At 73.4% G+C, this 26,762-nt stretch carries 19 protein-coding genes and 4 pseudogenes; 12 read left to right on the forward strand and 11 right to left on the reverse strand.

Going from position 1 to position 26,762, the window contains the following annotated elements; all coding sequences use genetic code 11:
* Positions 1-6: 6 nt before the first annotated feature.
* Genes ABT095_RS19600 through ABT095_RS19615 form a run of 4 tightly spaced genes read left to right on the forward strand, consistent with a single transcriptional unit; the run spans position 7 to position 5,263 of the window.
* Positions 7-987: an acetylxylan esterase gene (locus ABT095_RS19600; RefSeq protein ID WP_350530706.1), complete on the forward strand. Its 981-nt coding sequence runs from the start codon at positions 7-9 to the stop codon at positions 985-987.
* Complete coding sequence (locus ABT095_RS19605; RefSeq protein WP_350530707.1) at positions 984-2,402, forward strand: GH1 family beta-glucosidase; 1,419 nt, start codon at positions 984-986, stop codon at positions 2,400-2,402. Before ABT095_RS19600 ends, ABT095_RS19605 begins: the two co-directional genes overlap by 4 nt.
* Positions 2,399-4,681 carry an alpha-xylosidase gene (gene yicI / locus ABT095_RS19610; protein ID WP_350530708.1) on the forward strand — a complete coding sequence of 761 codons (2,283 nt, stop codon included), beginning with the start codon at positions 2,399-2,401 and terminating at the stop codon, positions 4,679-4,681. Before ABT095_RS19605 ends, yicI begins: the two co-directional genes overlap by 4 nt.
* A 30-nt stretch (positions 4,682-4,711) precedes the next feature.
* On the forward strand, positions 4,712-5,263 hold the full coding sequence (locus ABT095_RS19615; protein ID WP_350530755.1) for a YbaK/EbsC family protein: 552 nt from the start codon (positions 4,712-4,714) through the stop codon (positions 5,261-5,263).
* 17 nt (positions 5,264-5,280) lie between these two features.
* Here the strand turns inward: ABT095_RS19615 and ABT095_RS19620 are convergent, their stop codons facing one another.
* On the reverse strand, positions 5,281-5,880 hold the full coding sequence (locus tag ABT095_RS19620) for a TetR/AcrR family transcriptional regulator (RefSeq protein WP_350530709.1): 600 nt from the start codon (positions 5,878-5,880) through the stop codon (positions 5,281-5,283).
* Positions 5,881-5,995: 115 nt separating this feature from the next.
* Between ABT095_RS19620 and ABT095_RS19625 the strand changes: the two genes are divergently transcribed.
* From ABT095_RS19625 to ABT095_RS19635, 3 genes are all read left to right on the forward strand, one after another.
* Positions 5,996-7,501 carry an APC family permease gene (locus ABT095_RS19625; RefSeq protein ID WP_350530710.1) on the forward strand — a complete coding sequence of 502 codons (1,506 nt, stop codon included), beginning with the start codon at positions 5,996-5,998 and terminating at the stop codon, positions 7,499-7,501.
* Positions 7,501-8,376, forward strand: a complete 876-nt coding sequence (locus ABT095_RS19630; RefSeq protein ID WP_350530711.1) for a carbon-nitrogen hydrolase family protein — start codon at positions 7,501-7,503, stop codon at positions 8,374-8,376. The genes ABT095_RS19625 and ABT095_RS19630 overlap by 1 nt, the downstream gene beginning before the upstream one ends.
* 107 nt (positions 8,377-8,483) lie before the next feature.
* On the forward strand, positions 8,484-8,966 hold the full coding sequence (locus tag ABT095_RS19635; protein WP_350530712.1) for a nuclear transport factor 2 family protein: 483 nt from the start codon (positions 8,484-8,486) through the stop codon (positions 8,964-8,966).
* Between the two features lie 109 nt (positions 8,967-9,075).
* Here ABT095_RS19635 and xylA read toward each other — a convergent pair whose 3' ends face one another.
* Positions 9,076-10,248: a xylose isomerase gene (xylA, locus tag ABT095_RS19640; protein ID WP_350530713.1), complete on the reverse strand. Its 1,173-nt coding sequence runs from the start codon at positions 10,246-10,248 to the stop codon at positions 9,076-9,078.
* A 123-nt stretch (positions 10,249-10,371) separates the two neighbouring features.
* On the opposite strand from xylA, the gene xylB reads away from it, so the two are divergent.
* The gene (xylB, locus tag ABT095_RS19645) at positions 10,372-11,787 is read left to right on the forward strand and encodes a xylulokinase (protein WP_350530714.1); all 1,416 of its coding nucleotides are present in this window, start codon (positions 10,372-10,374) and stop codon (positions 11,785-11,787) included.
* 339 nt (positions 11,788-12,126) lie between these two features.
* On the opposite strand, the pseudogene ABT095_RS19650 reads toward xylB, so the two are convergent.
* Positions 12,127-12,323, reverse strand: a pseudogene (locus tag ABT095_RS19650) (helix-turn-helix domain-containing protein); the annotation flags it as partial.
* A 13-nt stretch (positions 12,324-12,336) separates the two neighbouring features.
* Positions 12,337-12,624: pseudogene (locus ABT095_RS19655) on the reverse strand (Type 1 glutamine amidotransferase-like domain-containing protein); the annotation flags it as partial.
* An 828-nt stretch (positions 12,625-13,452) separates the two neighbouring features.
* On the opposite strand from ABT095_RS19655, the gene ABT095_RS19660 reads away from it, so the two are divergent.
* Positions 13,453-14,607 carry an ROK family transcriptional regulator gene (locus ABT095_RS19660; RefSeq protein WP_350530756.1) on the forward strand — a complete coding sequence of 385 codons (1,155 nt, stop codon included), beginning with the start codon at positions 13,453-13,455 and terminating at the stop codon, positions 14,605-14,607.
* Positions 14,608-14,742: 135 nt separating this feature from the next.
* Here ABT095_RS19660 and ABT095_RS19665 read toward each other — a convergent pair whose 3' ends face one another.
* Positions 14,743-16,746: an alpha-amylase family protein gene (locus ABT095_RS19665; protein WP_350530715.1), complete on the reverse strand. Its 2,004-nt coding sequence runs from the start codon at positions 16,744-16,746 to the stop codon at positions 14,743-14,745.
* A gap of 124 nt (positions 16,747-16,870) precedes the next feature.
* A pseudogene (locus tag ABT095_RS19670) lies at positions 16,871-17,185 on the reverse strand (FCD domain-containing protein); the annotation flags it as partial.
* On the opposite strand from ABT095_RS19670, the pseudogene ABT095_RS19675 reads away from it, so the two are divergent.
* Positions 17,186-17,398: pseudogene (locus ABT095_RS19675) on the forward strand (ABC transporter permease subunit); the annotation flags it as partial. It abuts the pseudogene before it with no gap.
* A gap of 53 nt (positions 17,399-17,451) precedes the next feature.
* On the opposite strand, the gene ABT095_RS19680 reads toward ABT095_RS19675, so the two are convergent.
* Positions 17,452-18,465 (reverse strand): LacI family DNA-binding transcriptional regulator, encoded by a 1,014-nt coding sequence (locus tag ABT095_RS19680; RefSeq protein WP_350530716.1) that lies wholly within the window; start codon positions 18,463-18,465, stop codon positions 17,452-17,454.
* 248 nt (positions 18,466-18,713) lie between these two features.
* Here ABT095_RS19680 and ABT095_RS19685 point away from each other — a divergent pair, with 248 nt between their 5' ends.
* Together ABT095_RS19685 and ABT095_RS19690 are read left to right on the forward strand one after the other, a co-directional pair.
* Positions 18,714-19,430, forward strand: a complete 717-nt coding sequence (locus ABT095_RS19685; RefSeq protein ID WP_350530717.1) for a FadR/GntR family transcriptional regulator — start codon at positions 18,714-18,716, stop codon at positions 19,428-19,430.
* 148 nt (positions 19,431-19,578) lie between these two features.
* Positions 19,579-21,951: a glycoside hydrolase family 95 protein gene (locus ABT095_RS19690; protein WP_350530718.1), complete on the forward strand. Its 2,373-nt coding sequence runs from the start codon at positions 19,579-19,581 to the stop codon at positions 21,949-21,951.
* A 3-nt stretch (positions 21,952-21,954) separates the two neighbouring features.
* On the opposite strand, the gene ABT095_RS38865 is transcribed toward ABT095_RS19690, so the two are convergent.
* The 4 genes from ABT095_RS38865 to ABT095_RS19710 all read right to left on the reverse strand — a co-directional run bounded on the left by ABT095_RS38865 (position 21,955) and on the right by ABT095_RS19710 (position 26,761).
* Positions 21,955-22,110, reverse strand: coding sequence for a hypothetical protein (locus ABT095_RS38865; RefSeq protein WP_502884929.1), 156 nt, complete (start codon positions 22,108-22,110; stop codon positions 21,955-21,957).
* A 250-nt stretch (positions 22,111-22,360) separates the two neighbouring features.
* Positions 22,361-23,617, reverse strand: coding sequence for an alpha/beta hydrolase family protein (locus ABT095_RS19700; RefSeq protein ID WP_350530719.1), 1,257 nt, complete (start codon positions 23,615-23,617; stop codon positions 22,361-22,363).
* A gap of 197 nt (positions 23,618-23,814) precedes the next feature.
* Complete coding sequence (locus tag ABT095_RS19705) at positions 23,815-25,386, reverse strand: carboxylesterase family protein (RefSeq protein ID WP_350530720.1); 1,572 nt, start codon at positions 25,384-25,386, stop codon at positions 23,815-23,817.
* Positions 25,379-26,761, reverse strand: a complete 1,383-nt coding sequence (locus ABT095_RS19710) for an AMP-binding protein (RefSeq protein ID WP_350530721.1) — start codon at positions 26,759-26,761, stop codon at positions 25,379-25,381. Before ABT095_RS19710 ends, ABT095_RS19705 begins: the two co-directional genes overlap by 8 nt.
* Between the last annotated feature and the right edge of the window lies 1 nt (position 26,762).

Below are 26,762 nucleotides of genomic sequence, written 5' to 3' on the forward strand. Positions count from 1 at the left end.
ATCCCCATGCCGCTCACCGACTTCGGCCTCGACGAACTCGTCGATCAACGGCCCGAGTTGACCATCCCGGAAGGCTTCGACCAGTTCTGGCAGCGGACCCTCGCCGAGGCCCGCTCCTACGACGGCGCGGTCAAGGCCGAGCGCGTCACCGAGCAGTCCGGCCTGCGCACCGTCGAGGTCGAGGACGTGCGCTTCCCCGGCTGGAACGGCGAGCCGGTGGCCGCCTGGCTGCTGCGCCCGCGCGGCGCCGAGGGGCCGCTGCCGGTGGTGGTCAGCTACCAGGGCTACTGCGGCGGTCGCGGCCTGCCCACCGAGCACCTGTTCTGGTCCGCCGCCGGGTACGCGCAGCTGGTCGTGGACAGCCGGGGCCAGGGCCACGACACCCCGGACCGGACCGAGGGCGACGGCACCCAGTGGGTCGAGGGCTTCATGACCCGGGGCATCGACTCCCCGGAGCACTACTACTACCGGCGCCTGATCACCGACTGCGTGCGGGCCGTGGACGCCGTCGCCAAGCTGCCCGGCCTCGACACCGACCGGATCGTGGTGACCGGCGCCAGCCAGGGCGGGGGCCTCGCGCTGGCCGTCGCCGGTCTGACCGGGGACGGTATCGCGGCAGTGCTGCCGGACGTCCCGTTCCTGTGCCACTTCCGCCGTTCCGTGCAGATCGCCTTCGAGGGGCCGTACCCGGAGATCGTCAAGTACCTGCGCTGGCACAGCCGGCACAAGGTGGCGGAGACCTTCGCCGTCCTCGACCACTTCGACGGGATGCACTTCGCCCCCCGGGCCACCGCCCCGGCGCTGTTCAGCGTCGGCCTGATGGACCCGGTCTGCCCGCCGTCGACCGTCTACGCGGCGTTCAACCACTACGGGGGCGCGGACCGCACCATGACGGTCTGGCCCTTCGCCGACCACAGCGGCGGCTGCGGCTCCAACCCGCCCACCCAGCTCGCCTGGCTGCGCGAGCGCGGACTCGGCCCTGCATGACCACTCCCGCTCAGGACGGCTGGGCGGCCTTCCCGGAGCTGCCCGCCGGCTTCCGCTTCGGCGCCGCCACCGCCGCCTACCAGATCGAGGGCGCCCACCAGGAGGACGGCCGCGGCCCGTCCGTCTGGGACACCTTCAGCCACACCCCGGGCCGCACTCACGGCGGCGCCACCGGCGACGCCGCTTGCGACCACTACCACCGCCACCCCGAGGACGTCGCCCTGCTGCGCGAGCTCGGCGTGGACGGCTACCGCTTCTCGATCTCCTGGCCCCGCCTGCTGCCGGAGGGCACCGGCCCGGTCAACCCCAAGGGTCTGGACTTCTATGACCGGCTGATCGACGACCTGCTGGCCGTCGGCGTCGCGCCCACCGTCACGCTGTACCACTGGGACCTGCCGCAGGCGCTGGAAGACCGGGGTGGCTGGCGGGTGCGGGCCACCGCCGAGGCGTTCGCGGCGTACGCGGCGCTGGCCGCCGAGCGGTACGGGGACCGAGTCGAGCGCTGGATCACCCTCAACGAGCCGTACTGCTCCGCCTTCGTCGGCTACGCCGAGGGCCGGCACGCGCCCGGGGCCCGGGAGGGCCGGGGCGCACTGGCGGCCGCCCACCACTTGCTGGTCGGCCACGGCCTGGCGGTGCGCGAGCTGCGCGCGGCCGGTGTCGGGGAGGTCGGCATCACCCTCAACCTCGACCGCGTGCACGCCGCCTCCACGCTCCCCGAGGACCTCGCCGCAAAGCGCCGCGCCACGACCCTGCACAACGAGATCTGGACCGAGCCGCTGTTCGCCGGGCGCTACCCCGCGTACGAGCGGCAGACCTGGGGCGGGCTGGCCGACGGCCCCTGGCGCAGAGCGGATGACCTGGAACTGATCGGCGCGCCGCTGGACTTCCTCGGCGTCAACTTCTACCGGCCGATCACCGTGGCCGCCGCCGCGCACCGCGCGGCCGACCCCGAGCAGCGCACCGCCGTGGACATCGGCGTCACCGAGCTGGACCCTTACCGCACCCGGCACACCACCATGGGCTGGCCGGTCGTGCCGAAGGCGTTCACCGAGCTGCTGTGCGAGCTCCACCGGCGCCACCCGCAGCTGCCGCCGGTCTGGATCACCGAGAACGGCACCGCCGAGGCCGACACCCTCACCGCCGACGGCCTGGTCCACGACGCGCAGCGGATCGACTACCTGGCCGAGCACCTGGCCGCCGTGGCCGAGGCCGTCGCGGCCGGGGTCGACGTGCGCGGCTACTACGTCTGGTCCCTGCTGGACAACTTCGAGTGGGCCCGGGGCTACGAACAGCGCTTCGGCCTGGTCCACGTCGACTTCGACACGCTCACCCGCACGCCCAAGGACAGCTACCACTGGTTCCGGGGCCTGATCACCGCGCACCGCGCGCGGACGGAGGAACCAGCCCGATGAAGTTCACCGACGGCTACTGGCTGATGCGCCCGGGCGTCACCGCGCGCTATGCCACCGAGGTCGCCGACGTCCGGGCGAGCGCGGACCGGATGACCCTCTACGCGCCCGTGAAGCACGTGCGCGGCCGTGGTGACACGCTCAACAGCCCGCTGCTGACCGTCGATTGCTGGTCCCCGGCCGAGGGCGTGATCGGGGTGCGCACCACCCATCACGCCGGATCGGTGCGGGGCGGCCCCGAGTTCGCGCTGCCCGGGGCCGAGGAGGGAGCGGGGAAGGTGCGCCGGGACGGCGCGGTGGTGGAGCTGTCCTCCGGCGAGCTGACGCTGCGGGTGGACACCTCCGGGCCCTGGCAGCTGGAGTTCAGTGCGGGCGGACGCGCGCTGACCTCGGTGGGCGAGCGCGGCACCGGTTTCGTCACCGACGCCGTGGGCCGCCACCACATGCTGGCCCAACTCTCGCTCGGAGTAGGCGAGTCGGTCTACGGTCTGGGGGAGCGGTTCACCCCGTTCGTCCGCAACGGCCAGGTGGTGGACATCTGGCAGGCCGACGGCGGCACCAGCAGTGAACAGGCTTACAAGAACATCCCGTTCCACCTGACCAACCGGGGCTACGGCGTCTTCGTCAACCACCCGGGAAGAGTGTCCTACGAGGTCGGCTCCGAGTCGGTGGGCCAGGTGCAGTTCAGCGTCGAGGACCAGTCGCTCGAGTACTTCGTGGTCCACGGCCCCACCCCCAAGCAGGTGTTGGAGCGTTACACCGCCCTGACCGGCCGCCCCGCGCTGCCACCGGCCTGGGCGCTGGGCCTGTGGCTGACCACCTCGTTCACCACCGAGTACGACGAGGCGACCGTCAACCGCTTCGTCGGCGGCATGGCCGCCCGCGGCATCCCGCTGAGCGTCTTCCACCTGGACTGCTTCTGGATGCGCGAGTACCAGTGGAGCGACTTCGAGTGGGACGCCGAGACCTTCCCCGACCCGGCCGGGATGCTGGCCCGGCTCAAGGAGCAGGGGCTGCGCATCTCCGCGTGGATCAACCCGTACATCGCGCAGAAGTCCGCGCTGTTCGAGGAGGGCAGGCGGGCCGGCCACCTGGTGCGGCGGCCGGACGGCAGTGTCTGGCAGTGGGACCTCTGGCAGCCCGGCATGGCTCTGGTCGACTTCACCGACCCCGCCGCGCGGGAGTGGTACACCGGCAAGCTGCGCGGCCTGCTGGCGGTCGGAGTCGACTGCTTCAAGACCGACTTCGGCGAGCGGATCCCCACCGACGTGCTCTGGCACGACGGCTCCGACCCCGAGAAGATGCACAACTACTACACCCACCTCTACAACCGGGCCGTGTTCGACCTGCTGCAGGAGGAGCGGGGGGAGGGGGAGGCACTGCTGTTCGCCCGCTCCGCCACCGCCGGCGGCCAGCAGTACCCGGTGCACTGGGGCGGCGACTGCGAGTCTCACTTCAACGCAATGGCCGAGTCGCTGCGCGGCGGGCTCTCGCTCGGCCTGTCCGGCTTCGGGTTCTGGAGCCACGACATCGGCGGCTTCGAGGGCACCCCGACCCCGGCGGTCTTCAAGCGCTGGACGCAGTTCGGCCTGCTCTCCTCGCACAGCCGGCTGCACGGCAGCAAGTCCTACCGGGTGCCGTGGGACTACGGCGAGGAGGCGGTCGAAGTCACCCGCGCCTTCACCCTGCTCAAGCACCGCCTCGCGCCCTACCTCCAACGCGCGGCCCAGCAGGCGCACACCACCGGGGTGCCGGTGATGCGGGCGATGGTGCTCGAGTACCCGGACGACCCGGCGGCCGCCACGCTCGACCGGCAGTACCTGCTCGGCGACGACCTGCTGGTCGCCCCCGTCTTCACCGAGGACGGCACGGTCGACTACTACGTGCCCGAGGGGACGTGGACCAACCTGCTGACCGGTGCTCAGGTCACCGGCCCCCGCTGGGTGCGGGAGCAGCACGGCTTCCACACCCTGCCGCTGCTCGCCCGCCCCGACTCCGTCATTCCGCTGGGGGCGGACGACCAACGCCCGGTCTCCGCCTGGGCCGAGGGCATCGAACTGCGGGTGCACGCCTTCGCCGACGGTGCCGAGCGCACCGTGCTGATCCCCCGCCCCGACAGCCCCGGCGAAACCGCCCGCTTCCACGTGCGCCGCACCGGCGACCGCCTCCACGTCACCACCGACAGCCCCCACCCCTGGCAACTGCGCACCGGCAGCCCGTCCGGCACCCTGCACCTCAGCCCGGCCGGCACGCAGGAGGCCGAGCTCCCCTTCCCGGTGTGACGGGTTACAGTCCGGTGCATGAGTGAGTCGATGCATGCTCCGTTCGGGTCCTTCGCGGCCGTCTTCCGGGCGCTGGAGGTCTGCGGCGACCTGGCCGCCCCCGTGGCCGACGCCCTGAAGAACTGGGACGCGCGGGAGGCGGCCGAGTCGGTGCTGTACGTGGACACCGATCCCGGGAAGGCGGACACGGCGGTGTTCTGCGAGCACTACGAAGTGCCGCCGGAGGCGTCCGCGAACTGCGTGGTGGTCGCGGCCAAGCGCGGTGGCGAAGTCACGCTGGCCGCGTGCCTCGCCCTCGCCACCACCCGGGTGGACGTGAACAAGGCCGTCCGTACCCACCTGGGGGCGCGCAAAGCCTCGTTCGCGCCCATGGAAACAGCGGTCGAGCTGACCGGCATGGAGTACGGCGGCATCACCCCGGTCGGGCTGCCCGGCGGCTGGCCGCTGCTCATCGACGAAGCCGTGGCCGCGGCCCCGTACGTCCTGGTCGGCAGCGGCCGGCGCCGGGGCAAGCTGATCCTCCCCGGCCGGGCGCTCGCCCAACTGCCGGGCGCCGAGGTACTGCCGGGCCTGGCCGGCTGACCACCCGTTCCCCGGGTTCAGCCGAGGTCGTGGCCGGTGACCGCGCGGGCGTAGCCGCGCAGGGCGGCGACGACCTCGGCCCGGGTGCGGCGGCCGGAGAGGATCTCCATCTGGTAGCCGTCCTCCATCGCCACGAAGTTCGCTGCGAGCTGCCGGGGCGGATCGGAGAGGGCGAAGTGCCCCTGGGTCTGGCCGAGCACCAGGATCGAGGCGTAGACGGCTATCTGACGCTCGGTCAGAGCGCTGTCGAGGGCCGCTGCCTTCGGATCGCGCAGGCAGCGCGGCCAGTACTCGTACAGCAGCCGGGTCAGTGCGTCGTCCGGCCCGGTGGCAGGCCCGAGGTCGATGCAGGCGCGGAGCTGGTCGCGGGCGTCGGTGAACTGCTCGGCCGCTTGCTCCCGCTCCTGGCTGAACCGTTCGATCGCCTGCTGATAGGTCTCGTGGACGAGCGCGTCGAGGTCGCCGTAGTAGAGCACCGCCGCCGGCGTGACCCCGGCCTCGTCGGCGATGTCGCGCAGCCGTAGCCCCTCCAGCCCCCGCACCAGCAGCGCTCGCTGCAGGGCCTCGCTCAGTTCGGCCCGGCGGGCCTCCTTGCCCTTCCTGCCAGTGGTCGCCATGCTCCGCCCTTCTCTCACTCTGGGTTCAAGGATATACGTCCAGCTCTTGACGTCACCATGGCATGGTTCTTAAATCTGCATTTAACAACCGCGCCTCACGTCAGGAGTCCCCACCGTGACGCTCAACTCCTCCGGCACCGACCTGGACGGCCCCAGAGTCGGTACCCCCTCGACCGGAAAAGGGCTGCGCAGCGGCACCGTCGGCCTGCTCGGCGCCGTCGCGCTCGGCCTCTCGAGCGTCGCCCCGGCCTACTCCATCGCGATCACCCTCGGCCTGGTGACGGCGACCGTCGGCCAACTGGCCCCGGCCGCCCTGATGTTGGGGTTCGTGCCGATCCTGTTCACCGCCTTCGCGTTCCGCGAGCTCAACCAGGAGATGCCGGACTGCGGCACCACCTTCGTGTGGAACACCAGGGCCTTCGGCCCGTGGATCGGCTGGCTGGTCGGAAGCTGGGTCCCCACCATCGCCTCGCTCTACGCGGTGACCGCGTTGTCCCAGGTCAGTGGTGCCTACCTGCTCTCGCTCCTGAGCTTGGACGGTCTGGCGGGCGACAGCGTCGCCACCACCGTCACCGGCCTGGCGCTGCTCGCGGCGGTCACCTGGCTCGCCCGTCGTGGGCTTCAACTCGCCACCTCCGTGCAGTACTTGCTGCTCGGCCTGCAGCTCGTCGCCCTGTTCGGGCTCGGCTTCGCGGCCTTCGCCCGCCACGGTGCGGCCACTCCCTCGCTGTCCTGGCTCGATCCGTTCGGGTTCGGCGGGGCCGGGCCGTTCGCGGAGTCGGTGCTGCTGTGCCTGTTCATCTACTGGGGGTGGGACGCGCTGATCACGGTCAACGAGGAGACCAGCGACGCCGAGCGCGTGCCCGGCCGGGCCGTGCTGGTGTCCACCGCCGTCCTGCTTGCCACCTACCTGTTCATCTCTGTCGCCGCGATCAGCTACGCCGGTACCGGCACCACCGGGATCGGGCTTGGCAACCCGGACAACGCGACCGATGTGCTGGCCGCGCTCGCGCCGCCGCTGGTGGGCCCGGTGCTGGCCATCGTGGTGAAGCTGGCGGTCTGCGTCAGCGCGCTGTCGGCCATGCTCACCTCGCTGGTCGGCAGCGGGCGCGGCTTCCTGTCGATGACCAGCCACGGCGCGATGCCGAAGGCCTTCGCCCGGATCCACCCGCGGTTCGGGACGCCGACGGTCGGGACGGTCTTCTTCGGGGCTGCCACCGGGGTGACGCTGGTCGTGCTCGAGCTGGCCTCGCGGCGCTTCCTGAGCGACGCGATCCTGTCGGTCGGCCTGCTGATCGCCTGCTACTACGGCACCACCGCCTTCGCGTGCGTCTGGCACTTCCGCCGCCAACTGCGCCAGTCCGTCGGCGCGTTCCTGCTCAAGGGCCTCCTGCCGCTGCTGGGCGGCCTGATGATGCTCGCCGCCTTCGCCCGCAGCGCCTACGACATGATCGCCCCTGGGTACGGCAGCACCTCCTTCGGCGGCGTCGGCGGGGTCTTCCTGCTCGGCGTCGGCTCCATCGTGGTCGGCGTGCCGGTCACGCTGCTCGTCCGCCACCGCTTCCCCCGCTTCTTCCGCGAGGGCAAGACCACCGTCGTCACCACCCAGAAGGAGAGCTGATGCGCACCCTGGCCATCGCCGCCGTGCAGACCGCCCCTGTGCCCCACGACCTGGAGGCCACCTGGTCCGGGTTCGCCGACCAGGTCCGGGCCATCCGCGAACTCTTCCCCCACGTCCAACTCGTCGTCGCTCCCGAGCTGTTGCTCGCCGCTGAGGGGCCGCTGCTGGGCCCGACCCCCGACGGCTGGATGCAGGCGGCCGCCGTCCCCGTCCCCGGGCCGCTCACCGACCGGCTCTGCGCGCTGGCGGTGGAGACCGGCCTGTGGCTCGTCCCGGGCACGGTCTTCGAACGCACCGAGGACGGCACGATCCACAACACCGCCCTCGCGATCTCCCCGCAGGGGCGCATCGCCGCCCGCTACCGCAAGGTCTTCCCCTGGCAGCCGTACGAGCAGGCCGCCCCGGGCAGCAGCTTCACCGTCTTCGACATCCCCGGGGTCGGCCGGATCGGGCTGGCCATCTGCTACGACGGTTCCTTCCCCGAGACGGCGCGCCAACTCGCCTGGCTCGGCGCAGAGGTGATCATCCAGCCGGTGCTGACCACCACCCGCGACCGGGAGATGGAGCTGGTCTGCGCCCGCGCCAACGCCTGGACCAACCAGGTCTACGTCGTCAACGTCAACGGCGCGGATCCGGTAGGCGTCGGCCAGAGCCTGATCGTCGACCCCGAGGGCGTCGTCCGCCAGCAGGCCGGCCCGGGGGAGGAGGTCCTGGTCGACGTCCTGGACCTGGACACCGTCACCAGGGTCCGGCGCTACGGCTCGGCGGGCCTCAACCGCCCCTGGAGCCAGCTCGCCCGCTACGGCGGGACGATCGAACTCCCGGCGTACGGCGGTACGTTCCGCACGCCGGACTGGCTGGAGGAGGAGCGCTGAAGCCGGGAGCCGATCCCGGTGGACGACGGGGTCCGCACCGCGGAGTCGTTGGCAGACCTGCGGAAAACTCGTTGCTCCGAGGCCTGTTGGTGCTGCTAGAAAAGGGCATGGAAGACGAGATCCTCAGTCCTGTCGAGCGCATGCTCGCGGAACGCGCCTGCGAGCGCATCATCGTGGACTTCATCCACCGCCTCGACCTCGGCGACCCGGGCACGGTGGCCGAGCTGTTCACCTCGGACGGCTTCTGGCACTGGCCCCACGGGGAGCGGCGCATCGAGGGACGCGAGGCCCTGCGCCGCTACTTCGCGTCCCGCCCGGCAGACCGGCTGTCACGTCGTCTGATGACCAACATCCTGGTCACGGTGGAGTCCGGGACGACGGCACGGGCCGTCTCGTACCTGACGACGTACCGGGTCGACGGCTACTCGGGCGGGATCATCGGGACAAGGCTCCCGGCGAACGTCGGCCACTACGAGGACACCTTCCGCAGGATCGACGGCTCCTGGCTCCTCGCCGGCCGCACCGTCTTCCTCCCCTTCGGCGCCGAAACCGAGCGACTCCCTGCCCCGGAAGCACCACACGGCTCGTGAGGCCGGCTGCCGGGCTGCCCGGCGGCCAGAAGGCCGCCTCCCGGCAGTGATCGGTCGGGGTCGGCGGGGCCCGCACCGCGCACCCGTGCGGCGCGGGCCCCGCCGGGTCTCAGCGGGCGCCGAGAAGGTGCTCGAGGGCCAGCTGGTCGAGCTGCTCGAAGGCCATGCCGCGGCGGGCGGCGGCCTCGACGTCGTACTCCTCGAAGGCGGTGCGGTCGGCGAGCAGGCCGGCCAGGCCGTCCTCGGCGGTGGGCAGGGCGAGTTCGGGCAGGCGGGAGGCGGCGAGGGCGGCCTGGACCTCGGGGTCGGCGCGGAAGGCGCGGGAGCGCTCGGCCAGCAGCAGGTAGTTGCGCATGCAGCCGGCGGCCGAGGCCCAGACGCCGTCGAAGTCCTCGGTGCGCGGCGGCTTGAAGTCGAAGTGCTTGGGCCCCTCGTAGCCGGCCGACTCGAGGAGGTCGACCAGCCAGAAGGCCTGGCGGAGGTCCCCGGCGGCGAAGCGCAGGTCCTGGTCGTACTTGATGCCGGACTGGCCGTTGAGGTCGATGTGGAACAGCTTGTCGTGCCACAGGGCCTGGGCGATCCCGTGCGGGAAGTTGAGCCCGGCCATCTGCTCGTGGCCGACCTCCGGGTTGAGGCCGACCCGCTCGGGCCGCTCCAACTCGTTGATGAAGGCCAGCGCGTGGCCGACGGTGGGCAGCAGGATGTCGCCGCGCGGCTCGTTCGGCTTGGGCTCGATCGCGAAGCGCAGGTCGTAGCCCTGCTGCTCGACGTACTCGCCCAGCAGGTCGAAGGCCTCCTTCAGCCGGTCGAGTGCGGTGCGCACGTCCTTGGCCGCGCCGGACTCCGCGCCCTCGCGCCCGCCCCAGGCGACGTAGACGTTCGCACCGAGCTCCGCGGCGAGGTCGATGTTGCGGATCGTCTTGCGGAGCGCGTAGCGGCGGACGTCGCGGTCGTTGGCGGTGAAGGCGCCGTCCTTGAAGACCGGGTGCGTGAACAGGTTGGTGGTCGCCATCGGGACCTTCAGCCCGGCGGCGTCCAGCGCGGTGCGGAAGCGCTTGACGGCCTGCTCCCGGGCAGCCTCGCCCGCGCCGAAAGGAATCAGGTCGTCGTCGTGGAAGGTGATGCCGTAGGCGCCGAGCTCGGCCAGGCGCTGCACGGCGTCGACCGGGTCGAGGGCGGGGCGGGTGGCGTCGCCGAAGGGGTCGCGCCCCTGCCAGCCGACGGTCCACAGGCCGAAGGTGAACTTGTGCGCGGGGGTGGGCGAGAGGGCGTCGCTGGGCATGGCGCGGCTCCGGATCGGTGGGTGGCTGTCTGCGTGCTGGATGTGAGCGCAAACATGGTTTGTAATGGCGAACAACAAATTAGTATGCCGGAACCTGAGAAGGAACCCCACGGGAGGTAACGCATGGCCGGGCAACGCGTCGTGATCGGCGTCGACAGCTCCACGCAGTCCACTAAGGCCCTCGCCGTCGACATCGACACCGGCGCGGTGCTGGGCCAGGGCCGCGCCCCGCACGCCGTCAGCGCAGGCGGCCGTCGCGAGAGCGATCCGGAGCAGTGGTGGGCGGCGTTCGGCGAGGCGGTGGCCGCCACGGGCTGGGCCGACCGCGCGGCCGCCGTCTCGGTCGGCGGCCAGCAGCACGGGCTGGTCGCGCTGGACGCGGCAGGCTCACCGGTACGGCCCGCGCTGCTGTGGAACGACGTACGGTCCGCGCCTCAAGCCGCCGAACTGCGGGCCGAGTTCGGCGCCGACGAGCTGGCCCGGCGCACCGGCAGCGTCCCGACCGCCGCCTTCACCGCCGCCAAGTGGGCCTGGCTGCGCGCCAACGAGCCCGCGAACGCGGACCGGGTCGCCGCCGTCCGGCTCCCGCACGACTTCCTGACCGAGCGGCTGACCGGCGAGGCCGTCACCGACCGCGGCGACGCCTCCGGCACGGGCTGGTGGGGGCCGGACGGCTACGACCAGGGCATTCTCGACCGAATCGGCCTCGATGCCGCCCTGCTGCCGGAGGTCCTCGCGCCGGGCGCGAGGGCCGGCGTCGTACGGGACGGGCTGCCGCTGCGCCCGGGTGCCCTGGTGGCCACCGGCACCGGCGACAACATGGCCGCGGCCCTGGGCCTCGGCCTGCTGCCCGGGCAGCCCGTGCTCAGCCTCGGCACCTCCGGCACGGTCTACGCCGTCGGTCCGGCCCGGCCCGCCGACCCGAGCGGTACCGTCGCGGGCTTCGCCGACGCACTCGGCGACTGGCTGCCACTGGCCTGCACGCTCAACTGCACTCTGGCCGTGGACAGTTTCGCCGCACTGCTTGGCCTCGGCCGGGAGGAAGTCGAGGGCGGCGGCACGGCCGTCGTCCTGCCCTACCTGGACGGCGAGCGCACCCCGGACCTGCCGGGCGCGTCCGGCCTGGTCCACGGCCTGCGGCACGACACCACCCGGGGCCAACTCCTGCAGGCCGCCTACGACGGCGCCGCCCACGCCCTGCTCACCGCCCTGGACGGCGTCCTGCGCGCGGGCGGCACCGACCCGGCGGAGGATGACCCGCTGCTGCTGATCGGCGGCGGCGCCCAGGGCCGGGCCTGGCAGCAGACCGTGCTGCGGCTCTCCGGCCGGGCGGTCCGGGTGCCGCGAGCGGAGGAGCTGGTCGCGCTCGGGGCTGCCGCCCAGGCCGCCGCGCTGCTCACCGGCGAGCGGGCCGACGCGGTGGCGCGGCGCTGGCGCACGGCGGAGGGGCCGCTGCTGGAGTCGGTGAAGCGGGACGAAGAGGCGCTGGAGCGGATCGGGGACACGCTGCGGCGGGCCGCGGCCTTGCAGGGGGCTTGAGCATAGGCAGGGGTGGTCGGCGGAGCGGGCGGCGGACCGGGGCGCAGCGGCTTGGTGTGCTCAGGCCGCCGCCGTCAGTACTCCAGCCGTAGACCGTGATCTTGTTGCTGGCGTCCGCTACTCGAGTCCTCCGAGACGGCGGGCATTTTGGATCTCGTGGAGCCTGGCAGCCGTCATCGGGGTCCACTCCCTCCTCCGCTCAGCGGCACGAAGGGCTTCCCCGACCTCACTGAGCCTCGCGGAGGACAACACGCCCACCCGCTCGTAGGCGGTGAAGAGCTGCCGGAGTCCGTGCCGGCGGGTGTAGGTGGCCCGGCGGCGCAGTCCGGGTCCTTGGAGGTCTTCCAGTTTGACCAGGCTCCAGGCCGAGAACGGCAGGCCGTGCTCGGCCGGCTCAGATTTTGCGATCTTCTTGGTTTCCCGTCGTTCCGGCAGGGCGAAGGTCTTCGGGCGCCCGCCCTGTACTTGGGGTAGAGCGCCTCGAAGCCGTCGGTGTTGAAGTTGTGCAGCACGTCGCGGGCTCCGGCCGCGCTCGTGCAGAGCCACGACGGGCCGACGGTTCTTCCTCGCCCAGTCCTGCGCGCGCGGCACGTCCTGCGGCCGGTGGTGCACGAACATGCCGTGTCCCGCCACCTGGTCAAGGCCCCGCGTGTCGGTCGTGCGGCAGGGGTCCACATCGAGGTGCGCGACGGTCGTGATGTCGGCACCCAGCACCGCCGCGCCTGCGCTTCCGCCGTAGAGGGCTCCGCCGTTGTCCACGAAGCGCCGAAGCGCGGGCAGTAGGTCGTTGCGTCGAAGGACCGCCAGCAGACGGAAGGTGTTGCCCCGCCGATGTATATCCCGCGGAACTCCGGAAGGCGTCGGGCAGGCTCATCGTCCACGCCGTCCCACATCTGGACTTCGGTCAGTGCGAGAGGCGTGAACACGCCGGTTACCCATTCGAGGCAGGCGGCGTAGTCGACTTCAGCCGGATCCATCGCGATGGGCCGGTACCACATCGGACCGGAATCCACCGCTGCCGCGAACGCGGTGTCCAGCAGGAGGGAGTCCTCGGCATCGCCGCCTCCCGAAAGGAACAGCGAGCCAGTCACCACGTGCCCCCAAGCGCCACCTCACTCATGAGGCCGAACCTAGGGGACGTGATCAACAGGCTGCAAGCACATCCAACGGGGCGAAGAACATCGAGAGCACCCGACACAAGCTCAAGCGCCTGGTCAGCCTGGGCGTTCTTGCCGAGACCGAACCGGGCCTGTTCGCCCAGCGCCGCCTGTAGCCGCCGCCCCTCGCTTCAAGCCGTACGCCACGACTGCGTTCGGTGGGAATCCCTGCGATGCCTACCGGATGCTCCGGCCTCGCGGGGCAGGAGAAGACGTTCAGCAGCCCGTACCGGCCGAAGTCCAGCCGGACGGGGCGGGGATCCCGTAGGTGCTCGGGGAGGCGACCGTCCTCGGCCGGCATCCAGCTGATGCAGCCGTCCCATTCACCACCGGAAGGCTGCTGCGCGGGCCGCTGCCGGAGCCGGTGGAGCGGGACGACGACGCGTTGCGGCAGATCGGGGATACGCTGCGTCGGGCCGGGGCCTTGCAGGGGGACCCCGAGGAGCAGTAGACGGGGGCAGTGGTGGGCAGCAGCGCTTCGACGGGCGGGCCGGCCTCGCAGCAGGACATGCGGCGGCAGAACCTCGCGGTCGTCCTCGGCGCGGTCGCCCAGCATGCTCCGCTGTCGCGGGCGGACGTGGCGGGCCGGGTCGGGCTCACCAGGGCGGCCGTGTCGTCACTGGTGGACGAGCTGATCGGCCGCGGTGCGCTGACCGAGGCGGCCGCCACCGCCACCGGCCGGGTCGGTAGGCCCGGGCGGTCGCTGACGGTCAGTAACCAGGGCCCGGCCGGGCTCGGACTGGAGATCGGCGTCACCCACCTGGGAGCCTGCGTGGTGGACCTGCGCGGCGAGCCACGGGTCTGGCGCAGGGTGGAGCAGGCCAACGCGGGCCGGCCCGCCGGGCAGGTGCTCGCCGAGGCCGCCGCGCTGGCCGCCGAAGCGCAGGCCGAGGCGGAGGCGCTCGGTCTGCGGGTCGAGGGCCGGGTGCTGGCCGTGCCCGGAGTGGTGCCGAACGGGTCGGCCGGTCTGGTGGAGCGCGCGCCCAACCTCGGCTGGCGCGGCGTCCGGATCGCCGACCACTGGCCCGGGCCGGCCGCCGCACCCGAGCCGGAGAACGAGGCCAACCTCGGCGCGCTGGCGGAGTTCTGGAACGCCGAGCCGGCGGAGACCTTCGTGCACGTCTCCGCCGAAGCCGGCATCGGCGCCGCCCTCGTGATCGAGGGGCGGCTGTTCCGCGGCGCCCGGGGCTTCGCCGGGGAGCTCGGCCACATCCCCGTCCACCCCGACGGCCCCGACTGCGCCTGCGGCGCCCGGGGCTGCCTGGAGCAGTACGCGGGCGAGGAGGCCGTGCTGCGCGAGGCCGGTCTCGTGGAACACGGAGCGGGAGATTCGGTCGCCCTGCTGGCCGAGCGGGCGGGCGCCGGCCACCCGCCCACTCTGCGGGCCCTGGACCGCGCGGGCCATGCACTGGGCCTCGCCCTCGCCTCCGCCGTGGAGTTGATCGACCCGGACGCTCTCGTACTCGGTGGCGCCTATGCCGAACTCGCCGACTGGCTGCTGCCGTCGGTCCGCGCCGAACTGGCCGCCCGGGTCACCGTGCGGCCCTGGGCGCCGGAGGCGCTGCGCCCGTCCGCCCTGGGCAGGCGCGGCCCGCTGCTCGGTGCGGCGCTGACCACGGTGCGCCGGATCATGGCCGACCCGACTCTGCTGGCGACTGACTGACCGCCAGTCGTACGAGACCCCGGCGCGGACGTACGCGTCCCCGCACCGCGTGGTCAAGCGCCGCCGCCCCGGGCACCGACCGCGCCGAGCCAGGTCGAGCGCCGCCGCCCACAGCGGTGATCACGCCGTGCCAGGTCAGGCGTGCTCGAGGACGACCATCGCGTGCCCGTCCGCCGTGGTGACCTCGACGTGGACGTACCCGTCGTCGTACCGCCAGGCCAGCTCCTGACCGGCGGGCTGCAGGTGCACCGAGCGCGGCGCGGCCTCGAGCCGGACGGCGACGGGCACGGCGAGCAGCGGGAAGGGGTCGTGCACCAGGTCGAGCTGCGGGGTCTCCCGGGCGGGGAGGAAGCTCACCAGGTGCACCACGGTGGCGGTGGGGGTCCGCACCACGCTGGTCTCCAGGTGCGTGGGCCCGCCGGCGCGCAGCAGCGGCTCCGGCAGGAGCCGGTCGAGGGTGGCGCCGAGCAGGTGGCGGTAGGTCTCCAGGCCGTGCTCGTGGAAGGCCTCGAGCAGCGGCACGGCGACCGCCGCCACCCCGTCGCCGACGGCGACGGCGACCTCCTCGGTCGGGTCGGCCGGGGGAGTGTAGGAATGGCCGCAGAACCGGTCCCAGGAGCGCGGGAAGTACGGCGCCACCACCCGGGCCAGCACCTCGGCCCCGGGCCGGGGCCGGGCGGTCAGCCGCTCGCCGTGGCTGATCACGGGGAAGCCGTCCGGGGCGCCGGGGACGCCCTCGCAGGCCAGGAAGGCCTCACCGGCCGGAGCCGGGGCCAGGCCGTCCACCGGGAGGCCGGGCAGGGCCGGTGCGCCGTCCGTCCTGAGCAGTGCGGGCCCGACCAGGAGCACCGCCCCGCCCGCCTGCCGGTACTTGTCCAGGCGCGCCGCCAGCGCGGCGTCGACCGGCGTGGTCTCCGGCACCACGACGGCCCGGTACCTGCTCAGGTCGGCCGTCGGCAGGACGACGTCGAACTGTGCGCGGAGCTGCTGGAGCGCCCGGACGGCGCCCATGTTGGCCGGTCCGGGGTTGTCGCCCAGCGCGGGGTCGGTGACCAGCGCGACCTCGCTGAGGACCCGGCCGCCCTCGAGGTACGGCTCGCACCGCTCGAGGTGCCCGTAGACCGAGCCGATCAGCTCGTACACCGCGGGCGCGGGCAGGCCGCGCGGGTGCAGTACGTCGCCGACGCCCGCGGTCAGACCGAGGCTCAGCATCTGGCTGGTCTCGTAGAGCAGCGCAGCCCGGGGCTTGAGCGCGGCGTTGTCCCCCCAACTCTCGTGGAAGCGCCCGGTGTGGCTGAGCACCGGCAGGCCGAGCGGCCGGACGAAGCGGCCCACGTACGGCAGGAAGGCGTAGCCCCAGCCGCCGGTGGGCAGGCCCTCGACCTCGACGTGCCGGACGAACTGACGCTCCTCGGGCAGCCCGGTCTTGGGCCGGCTGTTGAACCAGACGCCCTGGACGGCGTCCGGCGGCAGCGCCTTCTCGGCCATCGCGGAGTAGCGGGCCATGCAGCGGCGGGCCACCAGGTTCGCGTACCGGTCCCGGTGGTCGGCGTCGGCCGGGTCCAGCCCCTCGCGGCGCATCCCGTCCACCGCCCAGCGGCTGACGCTCGGCTGGTTCCAGCACATGTCGACGAAGATCCCGTCGACGGGGGCGAACCGGCGCAGCACCTCGTCCAGCTGGTCCGCGAAGTAGTCGGCGTAGGGGCTGGACAGGTCGAGGATGTTCCAGGCGGCCTCGAAGGCCGAGGTGCTCCAGCGGGCCAGCTTCAGGTCCTCGCCCTGCGCTATCCACTCCGGGTGCTCCCGGGCGGCGTACTCGTCGACCTGGAGGGAGAGGTAGACCGGTGCGCGGATGCCGACCGCGTGCAGGGCCTCGATCTGTTCGGCGAGCAGGTCGAGGCCGGGGTCGAGGCCGGGGTGGCGCTCCGGCCGGTCGGTCCCGTAGTAGAGGTGGCCGTGGTGGCACTTGGCGAAGACGGTCACACTGTCGACGTGCGCGTCCCGGAACGCCCGGGCGAAGGAGGCCGGGTCGAAGTCGCGGCCGACGTCGGGGATGTCGGGGCCGGTGTGGAAGTCCAGGTGCACGGTGCGGCGGGGGAAGCGGCGCGGATCGGGTGGGTTCGCAGCGCGTTGAGTCATGGGATGGATTTAACGCAGATGTCTGCCGGTACGCCAGGGGTTTGTGAAGGCAGTGGCGAAATCCCTTGTCAGGGCTACCAATCTGCTCGGAGGGTTTGGCTGCCTTCGGCAGATGATCCCATGTCTAGGTGGCGGTCTGGCCGAACAGGCGGCGCTGGATCTCCCGTCGGTAGTCCTCCAGCGTCCGGTCGAGGTGGGCGGCGGTGGCAGTCGCGGCCTCGTCCGGGAGGCCGTCGCGGATGGCCCGGAAGATCGCCTCGTGCTCCTCGACCGCGGCCTTGGCGGCCTCGCCGAGCATGTCGTGGATGCCGATGGCGCTGGACTGCCGCTGCAGCCGGCGGGCGTCGCGCACGGCGCTGAGCAGGAAGGTGTTGTGCGCGGCGGTGGCCACGGCCGGGTGGAAGTCCTCGTCGCCCTGGTTGAACACGTCGACCTGGCCGTCCGGGTCAGCCGGATCGTGTGGGCGGTGCTGATCCTGGGCGGTGTGCTCGCAGCCTTCGCCGGCATCCTCTGCACCGGCCACTACGGCTCGATCTCCGCCGACCAGGGCAACGGCTGGATCTTCCAGGTCTTCGCAGCCACCGTCATCGGTGGGGTCAGCCTGGGCGTCGGCCGGGGCACGCTCCTCGGCGCGCTGACCGGTGTGCTCACCCAGCGGGTGCGCCGTGACCGGGGTGTCCACGATCGAACCGTCGCGGGCGTTCGTCAGGCTCCGTCGGCCCCTCGCGGTGAGGCGGTGCTGCCGCGCTCGACCAGGGTGGTGGCCAGGTCCACCCGCAGTGCCCCGGGCTGCACCCCGCGGGCCAGGTCGATCACCAGACGGGTCGCCACCTCGGCCATCTCGGTCAGCGGCTGGCGGATCGTGGTCAGCGGCGGGCCGACCCAGCGGGCCGGCGGGAGGTCGTCGAAGCCCACCACGCTGAGGTCCTCCGGGATGCGCAGCCCCAGCTCGCGGGCGGCCTCGTACAGCCCGAAGGCCTGCAGGTCGTTCCCGGCGAACACGGCGGTCGGCCGGTCGGGCAGGCCCAGCAGCTCGAGGCCGAGGCGGCGGCCGGCCTCGTGCTGGAAGTCGCCCTCCTTGACCAGCTCGGCCGCGAACGGGATGCCCGCCATGTCGAGCGCCGCGCGGTAGCCGTCGGCGCGGGCGCGGCTGCACATCATCCGGGCCGGGCCGCCGATCAGGCCGATCCGGCGGTGGCCGAGGTCGAGCAGGTGCCGGGTGGCGGCCAGGCCGCCGTCCCAGTTGGTGGTGCCGACGGCGGGCACCCCCCGGCCCGGATCGCCCGCCGGGTCGAGGACCACGAAGGGGATGTCCCGGCGGGTCAGCTGCTCGCCGAGGGCACGGTCCAGGTCGGAGAGCACCAGCACCACGCCGGTCGGGCGGCGGGCGAGCACGCCGTCCACCCAGGACTGGCCGGGGCTGAGGCGGCCGGAGGTCTCGGAGAGCACGATGCTCAGCCCCTCCTCGCGCACGGCGTTCTCGACGCCGCGGATCACCTCCATCGCCCAGGCGCTCTCCAACTGGTGGAAGACCAGCTCGAGCAGCGGGCTCACCTGGCGGCCCCCGCGCCGCCGGTAGCCATGCCGGTGGAGCAGCTCCTCCACCCGCTCCCGGGTGGCGGGAGCGACGTCGGCGCGCCCGTTCAGGACTTTCGAAACTGTCGGCGCGGAGACCCCTGCCTCCTGCGCGATCTCGGCGAGTGTCGCCGCTCTGGTCACGAGGTCCCCCCTGCACTGCCCTCTGGTGGGCGTGGCCGCATCCTGATCGGAATGCTACTCGAAAGGTTCGAAGCGTCGGGAGGCCCGCCCGTCCGGCTGCGAATCCTCGGACATTCGACGCCGGTTCGATGAATACATGGGATGTATGTGCCACTGCCTGAGTCGGTCGGGCGGTGTTTTCCCGCGATCGGCGAGACGGGGAGATCGAATCCCTTCCTGGACATGGGATCTCCTGCTACGTTGGCGTGGTGTCCCTGACTGACAGAGCCATCGCCCGCCTCCGCCAGATGATCCGGGAGGGCGAACTGCCCCCGGGATCGAAACTGCCCCCCGAACAGCAGCTCGCGGCGGACCTCGGCCTGTCGCGGAACCTGATGCGCGAGGCGGTCAAGTCGCTGGTGGTGGCCCGGGTGCTGGAGATCCGGCGCGGCGACGGTACGTACGTGACCAGCCTGGCCCCCGGTCTGCTGCTGGAGGGCCTGGGCGGTGCGGTCGAGCTGCTGCAGGGGGACACGGTGCTCGAACTCACGGAGGTGCGCAGGCTGTTCGAGCCGGCCGCCACCGCGCTGGCCGCCACCCGGATCACCGACGAAGGACTCGCCCAGGTCGAGCACCACCTGGCGGCCATGCGGGCGGCGCGGAACGACATGGAACTGCTGACCCTGCACGACGCCGCCTTCCACCGCGCGGTGGCCAGCGCCACCGGCAATGAGACCCTGGCCACGCTGCTCGAGCACATCTCAGGGCGCACCCTGCGGGCCAGGGTCTGGCGCGGCCTGACCGAGGAGGACGCGGCCGCGCGCACCATCGCCGAGCACGACGCGATCTACCAGGCCCTCCTCGCCCGCGACGCCAACCTCGCGCAGGCGGCCGCCCTGATGCACATCAGTACCACCGAGCAGTGGCTGCGCGACCGCCTGGCCGAGGGAGCGGCGGAATCCTCCCGGACGCCAGGGAGCGGCTGACGCACCGTCAACTACCGGGGAGGGGACAGAGATGAGGGTGCGAATCAATGCGGCCCGCCGGACGCCACGGCGCCGGTACCGGCCCCTGACCGACTTCTTCGAGGCTGTCCGTTCCCATCCGCGACCCACCCACGATCGGACGGACACCGTGTTCACGGACGCCCATCAGCCCGCTACGGACGCGCTCTGGTACCGGCATCCCGCCGAGGACTTCCTGTCGGCGCTGCCGCTCGGGAACGGGCGGCTCGGCGCGATGGCGTACGGGGGAGTGCGCACCGAGCGGATCGAACTCAACGCGGACACCCTGTGGTCCGGCGGCCCCGGCCCCCGCGACGTGTCCGCCGCCGAGCACCTGCCCGCCCTGCGGCGGGCGGTGCGCGGAGGTGACCACGCCGGCGCCCACGCGCTCTCCACCGCCCACTTCCAGGGGCCCGACACCCAGGCGTACCAGCCGCTGGCCACCCTGCAGCTGAACTTCCCGTCGCTCGGCGAGGACGAGGCGGCCGACTACCGCCGGGTGCTCGACCTCGACCAGGCCGTCCACACCGTCTCGTTCACCTCCGGGGGAGTCCGTCACCGGCGGGAGGCCTTCGTCTCCGCACCCGCGGGCGTGCTGGCCGTCCGGCTGAGTGCGGACACCGCCGGTGCGCTGTCCTTGCGCGCGAGCCTGACCACCCCCCACCCGTCCGGGACCTCAGGTGAGGCGGCCGCCGTGGCGATCCACGGGCGCGCCCCGGCGCACCTGCCGGCCTGGGCGGGCGAGCCCGTGTACCGGGAGGACGAGGGGACGGGATTCGCCGCCGCGATACGCGTGCGGGCGCTGAACGGCAGCGTCCGCGCCGTGGCCGGGGGGATCGAGGTGAGCGGCGCCGACGAGGTGCTGCTCCTGGCCGCCGTCGGCACGGGCTACCGGGACTGGCGTCAGGCGCCCGAGGGGCCGGAGGTCGCGCTCGCCGAGGCGAACCGCCTGCTGGACGAGGCCGAGGCGGCCGACTTCGACCAGCTGCGCGCCGCTCATGCGGCCGACCACCGGCGGCTGTTCGCGGCGGCCGGGCTGCGCCTGGGTGGCGGCGCGCAGGCGCGGCTGCCCACCGACGAGCGACTCGCCGCCGCCCACGCGGGCGCAGCGGACCCGGGGCTCGCGGCCCTGCTCTTCGCCTACGGCCGCTACCTTTTGATCGCCTCCTCGCGGCCCGGTACCCAGCCCGCCAATCTCCAGGGCATCTGGAACCCGGACGTCCGCCCGCCGTGGAACTGCGACTGGACGTCGAACATCAACCTCCAGATGAACTACTGGCCGGCCGAGACGACGGGCCTGGCCGAGTGCCACGAACCGCTGCTCACCCTGGCCGCCGACCTCGCCGAATCAGGCCGTTCCACGGCCCGGTCCTACTACGGCGCCCCCGGCTGGTGCTGCCACCACAACGTCGACCTCTGGCGCGCCACCAACCCGGTGTCGGGCGACCCGGTCTGGGCCCACTGGCCGATGGCGGGCCCCTGGCTGGCGGCGCACCTGTGGGAGCACCACCTCTTCCACCGGGACCGTACCTTCCTCGCCGAGCGCGCCTACCCCGTGATGCGGGAGGCCGCCCGCTTCCTGCTGCACCTCCTGGTCGAGGAGGCGGACGGCACTCTGGTGACCAGCCCCTCCACCTCGCCCGAGCACCACTTCCGGCTCTCTGACGGCAGCCTGGCCGCCGTCACGGCCGGCTCCACCATGGACTACTGGCTCGTCACCGAGCTCTTCGACAACACCGTGGCCGCCACCCTGGAGCTGGCGGTCGACCACGAGCTGGCCGAGGAGCTGGCCCGCGCCCGCGGCCGGCTGCGGCGCCCGTCCGTCGCCCAGGACGGGCGGCTGCTGGAGTGGGCCGCCGACCTCCCTGAGGAGGACCCGGGCCACCGTCACCTCTCCCACCTGTACGGCCTCTACCCGGGCAGCGCCGTGGACCCGCTCGGCGACGACTCCCTGCTGGAGCCGTCCCGCCGGGCCCTGGACCGCCGCCTGGAGCACGGCGGCGGCGGCACGGGCTGGAGTCTCGCCTGGGTCGCGGCCCTGGCCGCCCGCCTGGGCGACGGCGCCCTCGCCGGCCACGCCGTCGAGCGCCTGATCGCCACCTCGATGGCCCCCAACCTCTTCGACCTGCACCCGCCCCGGCTCTTCCAGATCGACGGCAACCTCGGGATCACCGCCGCCATTGCCGAGATGCTGGTGCAGAGCCACAACGGCGTCCTGCGGCTGCTGCCCGCCCTCCCGCCGTCCTGGCAGGACGGGGACGTCTGCGGCCTGCGCGCCAGGGGCGGCCTGACGGTCGGTCTGAGCTGGCGCGAGGGCAGGCTGACCGGCGCCGAACTCCGCGCTGCCCGGGACACGACGGTCGACCTGTACCTGCCGGAGCACAAGGGTGCCCCCGTGCTGCCCGACGGGGCGGGCGAGCGGCCGGCCGGCGGCCAGGCGCCGTACCTCCGGCTCCGTCTGCGGGGCGGTGGGCGTCACCGGCTCGCCTTCACCGAGCCGTAGGTCTCAGTGCGGGAGGGTGTCCGTCCCGGGGGCCGGCTCGGGCCAGACCAGCAGGACGGGGCAGGGGGCGTGGTCGACCACGAAGCGGGTGGCGGGTCCGAGCTGTGCGGTCCGAGGCGGGTGGGCCAGCACCAGCCCGGCCGCGGGAACCGCGACCACGGCCTCCGGCCGGACCCACGGCCGGACCCACGGCCGGACCATCGCGCAGACCAGGACCAGTACCAGCAGGGCGACGGACAGCGCCTCGGCGAACGACGTACTCAGGACCCTGCTCCTTGCGACCGACCGTGGAAGCGCCGACCGAGGACTCGGCAGCCCGAGACGGCAGCCCGAGACGGCAGCCCGAGACGGTGGCCCCGTCGGCGCGACTCCACCGTACGGCCTGGTCAGCGCCGTCACCGCCGAGGTGCTACCGCTCGAAGGTGATCGGGTACGGCGACGGACCGCCGTCCAGGAGGTGGTCGTCGCAGCCCTTGAGGAAGCGGTCGAAGAAGGACGAGACCAACGCCCGGTCCGCCGCCACGGCCAGGTGCGGGTCGACCTTGCCGAGCGCCGTGTCGAGCGTCGCCTGCTCCACCGGGCCGGCCAGCTGCGGCAGCAGCGCCTCGGCGTCGGTGAAGGAGACGTGCTCGGAGTGGTCCAGCGTGACGTCGGCCTTCCAGGCGTGCTGGTGCTGCCAGAAGGACGCCCAGGACGGCTCGCCGTGGATGTCGGAGGCGTCGCGGCCGGAGCTGCCCAGCAGCAGGAACGGCCGGTCGAGGCCGTGCAGCGCGACCTCGCTCAGGTGGGTGCCGTCGGGCTTGGCGGTGTACTCCAGGGTGCCGTCCAGGTCGACACCGGCCTTGAGCCGCGGATCGGCGTACATCATGTTCGCCGCGGTGAAGCCGCCGGCGGAGTGGCCGAACATGCCGATCCGGTCCAGGTCCATGGCGCGGGTGAGGCGGCCCGGCAGACTGGTGAGGCGGTCGAGCACGAGTGCGGTGTCGGCCTGGCGCGCCTGCATCAGCTTGGTGAAGAACTCGAAGGTCGTGCCGTCCTGGTAGGCCTGGGCCCAGGCCGCCAGCACCGGCTGGTTGCCGACGACATGCCCGTCCGGGAACTGAGTCGCCGGTGCCTCCCCGGTGTGGTCGACAGTGACCACGACATAGCCGCGCGAGGCCAGGTCCTCGACCAGTGACGCGTTCCAGTCCCGGGAGTCCCCCGCGCCGGGGGAGTACAGCACGACCGGGAAGCGGCCCGGCGCCGGCGCGGTGTCCGCCACCGAGTGCGTCCTGGTCGCGGCCCAGTCCACCAGACCGGCGGGCAGCTCGTTGCCCTGCTCGACGGCCGGGCCGACCGCCGCGGCCACCGCCGCCGGGAACTGCCTCGTCGGCGGCCGGCCGCCGGTGTGCACCGCCGGGTAGAAGACGCTGACCATCAGCTCGCGGTAGGGCTGCGCTGGCTGCCACGGGTCCGCCCGCCGGTCGTCGGCCAGCCGGAAGGCGGATTCGCCGGTGGCGTAGGGGCCCCGGGGCGCGGGGAGCTCGAGCGTCAGGCCCGTCGCGGGGTGCTGCGAGGCGTACCGGGCGGTGGCGGGTACGGCCGAAGCCGGAATCGAGGTCGAGATCAGGAGTCCGGCGGCGACGGCCCCGGCCAGGGAGGCGGCGAGGAGACGGGAAGTACGCACGGGGGAGGTCCCTCCAGCTGCGGGTGCGGTGCTCGGGCACTCCGATCCTCGCAACCGCTCTCGGGGTCGGACCACGGTGCCACCAGGTGTCCCTCTCCTGGGGACAGCCGTACCGCCATCCGGTGGACAACCCCCGCACGGGATCCGGGAGACAGCGCGGCGACAGCCGACCGGCGTGAGCTGGTAACAGCTCGCCCCTACTCCGCTCGGCCGATCCCGTGCATCGCCGCTGCGGTTCTCCGGAGCGGGCCGCGCGCCGCCGTCGGCGGGCCGTCGGCCCAGGCCGCCCGGCGGGCGGCGAAGGGGTCGGTGACCACCCGGGGCGGCCGGCCGAGGAGCAGGACGTCCCGGGTGGGGCCGGTGCAGGCCGGCCAGTCGCCGAGGCCGGGGACTTCGGGGCGGCCGGTGCGGCAGAAGCTGATCCAGGCGGCGCTCGCGGCCCGGGCGAGCGCGGCGTTGGCGGGGCTGCGGGAGACCAGGGCCGCGTGGCGCAGGTTGTCGAAGAAGAACAGCACGTCCTCGCCGTGGCTGCCGGTGCCGCCGGCGAAGACGTACGCGTAGGCGGGGGCGGCGGCCGTGCTGCCCCGGGCGGCGGCCAGTTCGAGGGCCGGGAACCGGTACAGGGCGTCGGTGGTGACGGCGACGGCGATCCGGCGGGCCGAGGCCCGGGAGTGCTCGCGCCGGTACTCGGCGATCAGGGCGGTCACGTCCCGGCGGGCGATCCGGGAGCAGCGGCGGGCGAGTTCGGCCTCGCCGAGACCCTCCCAGGAGGCGGGGTCGGCCTCGACCGTGCGCGCGGTCTCGTTGAGCGCGCTGCCGATCAGCACCGGTACGTGCGGCGCGGCCCCCGCGGCCAGGTCGGCGTAGCAACGCTGCTCGACGCTGCCGCCGTCGACGACGGGCTGGAATGCGTACCGGTACTCGGCGCGCAAGTGGGCCTGCGCGGCGAGGAGTCGGGGCAGTGGTACGGCGGCCAGCAGCTCGGGCCGGTCGGCCGGGACACCGAGCCGGCGCAGGGTGAGCCGGGCGGCCTGCTCGGGGGTGACGGCGGCGGCCGGCCTGGGCGGTGGCGGGCTGGCCAACACGGCTCGGTGGAAGAGGGGTTCGGGCGTGGTGGTGAGCAGGGCGGCCACCCGGGAGGCGCCGCGGGAGCCGCCGGCGAGGGTGAGACCGGCCGGGTCGCCGCCGAAGGCGGCCACGTTCTCGCGTAGCCAGCCGAGCGCGGCACGCAGGTCGAGCAGCCCGGCGCGGCCGGACTCGGCGTACTCGGGGCGGCCGGTCCAGGCGAGGTCGAGATGGCCGAAGAGGCCGAGCCGGTGGTTGACCGTCACCACCACCAGGTCGCCCGCGCGGGCGAGGGCCGCGCCGTCGAACCGGGGCCAGTCGCCCGCTCCGAAGTCGGTGCCGCCGTGCAGCCAGACCAGCACCGGCCGAGGGGCCGCCGGGCGGGCGGCGGGGGTCCAGAGGTTCAGCACCAGGCAGTCCTCGCCCTGCCGGGGCACCTCGGTGGGGATGCCGAACAGCGGCAGCAGCGAGACCACGCCGGGGCGGGCGCCGAGTGCCTCGGTCAGCGGCCGCTGGGGGCAGTTGGCGCCGTAGGCGGTCGCGTCCCGTACGCCCGCCCAGCCCGGGTGGGGGAGCGGCGGCCGGAACCGGGCGGCGCCGCCGGTGGGCGCCGCGTACGGCACACCGAGGAAGGCGCACACCCCGTCGGCCGCCGCCCCGCGCAGCCGGCCCGTGGCGGTCGCCACGATGACCTGCTCAGACATGGCACAGCATCCGCAGGCGGCCCAGGTCCACCTTGCCGGAGGCGGTCCGCGGCAGGCCGGCCACCTCGCGCAACGGGAGGCTCTCGGCGGGCAGTTCGAGGATCCGCAGGACGTCCAGCCAGGCGGCGCGGAACCGCTCGCGGTCGCCCTCGACGAACACCACGGCGGTGTCCGGAGCCGCCGCCACCACGGCGGCCGGGCCCGCCACGGCGAGCCGCTGCTCGATCTCCTCCGGCCGCAGCCGCTTGCCGTACAGCTTCAACTGGCGGTCCTTGCGGCCCAGTACGTACAGCATGCCGCGCTCGAGCCGGCCGAGGTCGCCGGTGTGCAGGACGTCGCCGTGGGTGCGGCCCTCGGCCAGGTCGGCCCGGTGCTCGGCGTAGCCCAGCATGACGTTCGGGCCCTGGTAGACGATCTCGCCGACGCCGTCCCGGTCGGGCTCGTGCAGCCGCAGCCGACCGCCGGGGACGGCGCGGCCGACCGAACCCAGGTGCTCCATGAGCTCGGCCGGGGGCAGGTAGGCCATCCGCGCGGTGGCCTCGGTCGCGCCGTACATCGGGCAGAATCCGCCACCGTGCTCGGCCATCAACTCGCCGAAGTGCCGGGCGAGTCCGGGCTCCAGCGGGCCGCCGGCCTGGTAGGCGAGGCGCAGCGCGGGCAGCCCGGCCGGTCGCCAGCCGGTGCTGTGCAGCAGGCGGTAGGTGATCGGCACCGCCCCCAGGTCGGTCACCCCGGCACGGGCGCACAGCTGCCAGAACCGGCGCGCGGTGGGGCTGAGCCGGGAGAGCACCACGGGCGCGCCGACGGCCAGATGGGTGTTGAGGACGGAGAGGCCGAAGCTGTGGTCGAGGGGCAGCGAGGTGATCCCGAGATCGGCCGGCCCGAGCCCCAGGGCGGTGACCACGGACTCGGCGTTGGCGGCCAGGTTGGCGTAGGAGAGCCGGACGGCCTTCGGGCGGCCCAGCGTGCCCGAGGTGGTGATCAGCACCGCCAGCTCGGGGTGGACGGGCGACCGGGGCACGGCCGTGCGGGCGAGCACCCGGGCGCCGAGCAGCTCGCCGCTCGCCCGGTAGCCGGCGGGGACCGGCCCGGTGCCGCCGTCAAGGACGAACTCCGGCTGGTAGGCGGTGAGCAGGGCGTCCCGCGCGGCGATCCCCGGGTGCTCCCGGAGCAGCGCGGCATGGCCGAGGCCGAGCGCGGCCAGGTAGGCCAGCACGCCTGGGAGGTCGCGGCCGGTCAGGACCGCCACCAGCGCCTTGGCCGGGGCGTCGAAGGCCGTGGCGGCGGCCGCCAGTCCGGCGGCCGTGGTCGCGGCGGGGACGCGCTCGGTGCCGTCGAGGAACGCCGGACTCGGGCCGAGCCGCAGGGCGTGCACC

Origin of the sequence: Kitasatospora sp. NPDC002227, assembly GCF_040296285.1 — a bacterium.
Taxonomy (GTDB): Bacteria; Actinomycetota; Actinomycetes; order Streptomycetales; family Streptomycetaceae; genus Kitasatospora.

Coding starts and splice junctions, on each gene's coding strand:
- ABT095_RS19600 (WP_350530706.1), top strand. CDS start 7: ATGCCGCTCACCGACTTCGGCCTCGACGAACTCGTCGATCAACGGCCC.
- ABT095_RS19605 (WP_350530707.1), top strand. CDS start 984: ATGACCACTCCCGCTCAGGACGGCTGGGCGGCCTTCCCGGAGCTGCCC.
- yicI (WP_350530708.1), top strand. CDS start 2,399: ATGAAGTTCACCGACGGCTACTGGCTGATGCGCCCGGGCGTCACCGCG.
- ABT095_RS19615 (WP_350530755.1), top strand. CDS start 4,712: ATGCATGCTCCGTTCGGGTCCTTCGCGGCCGTCTTCCGGGCGCTGGAG.
- ABT095_RS19620 (WP_350530709.1), bottom strand. CDS start 5,880: ATGGCGACCACTGGCAGGAAGGGCAAGGAGGCCCGCCGGGCCGAACTG.
- ABT095_RS19630 (WP_350530711.1), top strand. CDS start 7,501: ATGCGCACCCTGGCCATCGCCGCCGTGCAGACCGCCCCTGTGCCCCAC.
- ABT095_RS19635 (WP_350530712.1), top strand. CDS start 8,484: ATGGAAGACGAGATCCTCAGTCCTGTCGAGCGCATGCTCGCGGAACGC.
- xylA (WP_350530713.1), bottom strand. CDS start 10,248: ATGCCCAGCGACGCCCTCTCGCCCACCCCCGCGCACAAGTTCACCTTC.
- xylB (WP_350530714.1), top strand. CDS start 10,372: ATGGCCGGGCAACGCGTCGTGATCGGCGTCGACAGCTCCACGCAGTCC.
- ABT095_RS19660 (WP_350530756.1), top strand. CDS start 13,453: ATGCGGCGGCAGAACCTCGCGGTCGTCCTCGGCGCGGTCGCCCAGCAT.
- ABT095_RS19665 (WP_350530715.1), bottom strand. CDS start 16,746: ATGACTCAACGCGCTGCGAACCCACCCGATCCGCGCCGCTTCCCCCGC.
- ABT095_RS19705 (WP_350530720.1), bottom strand. CDS start 25,386: ATGTCTGAGCAGGTCATCGTGGCGACCGCCACGGGCCGGCTGCGCGGG.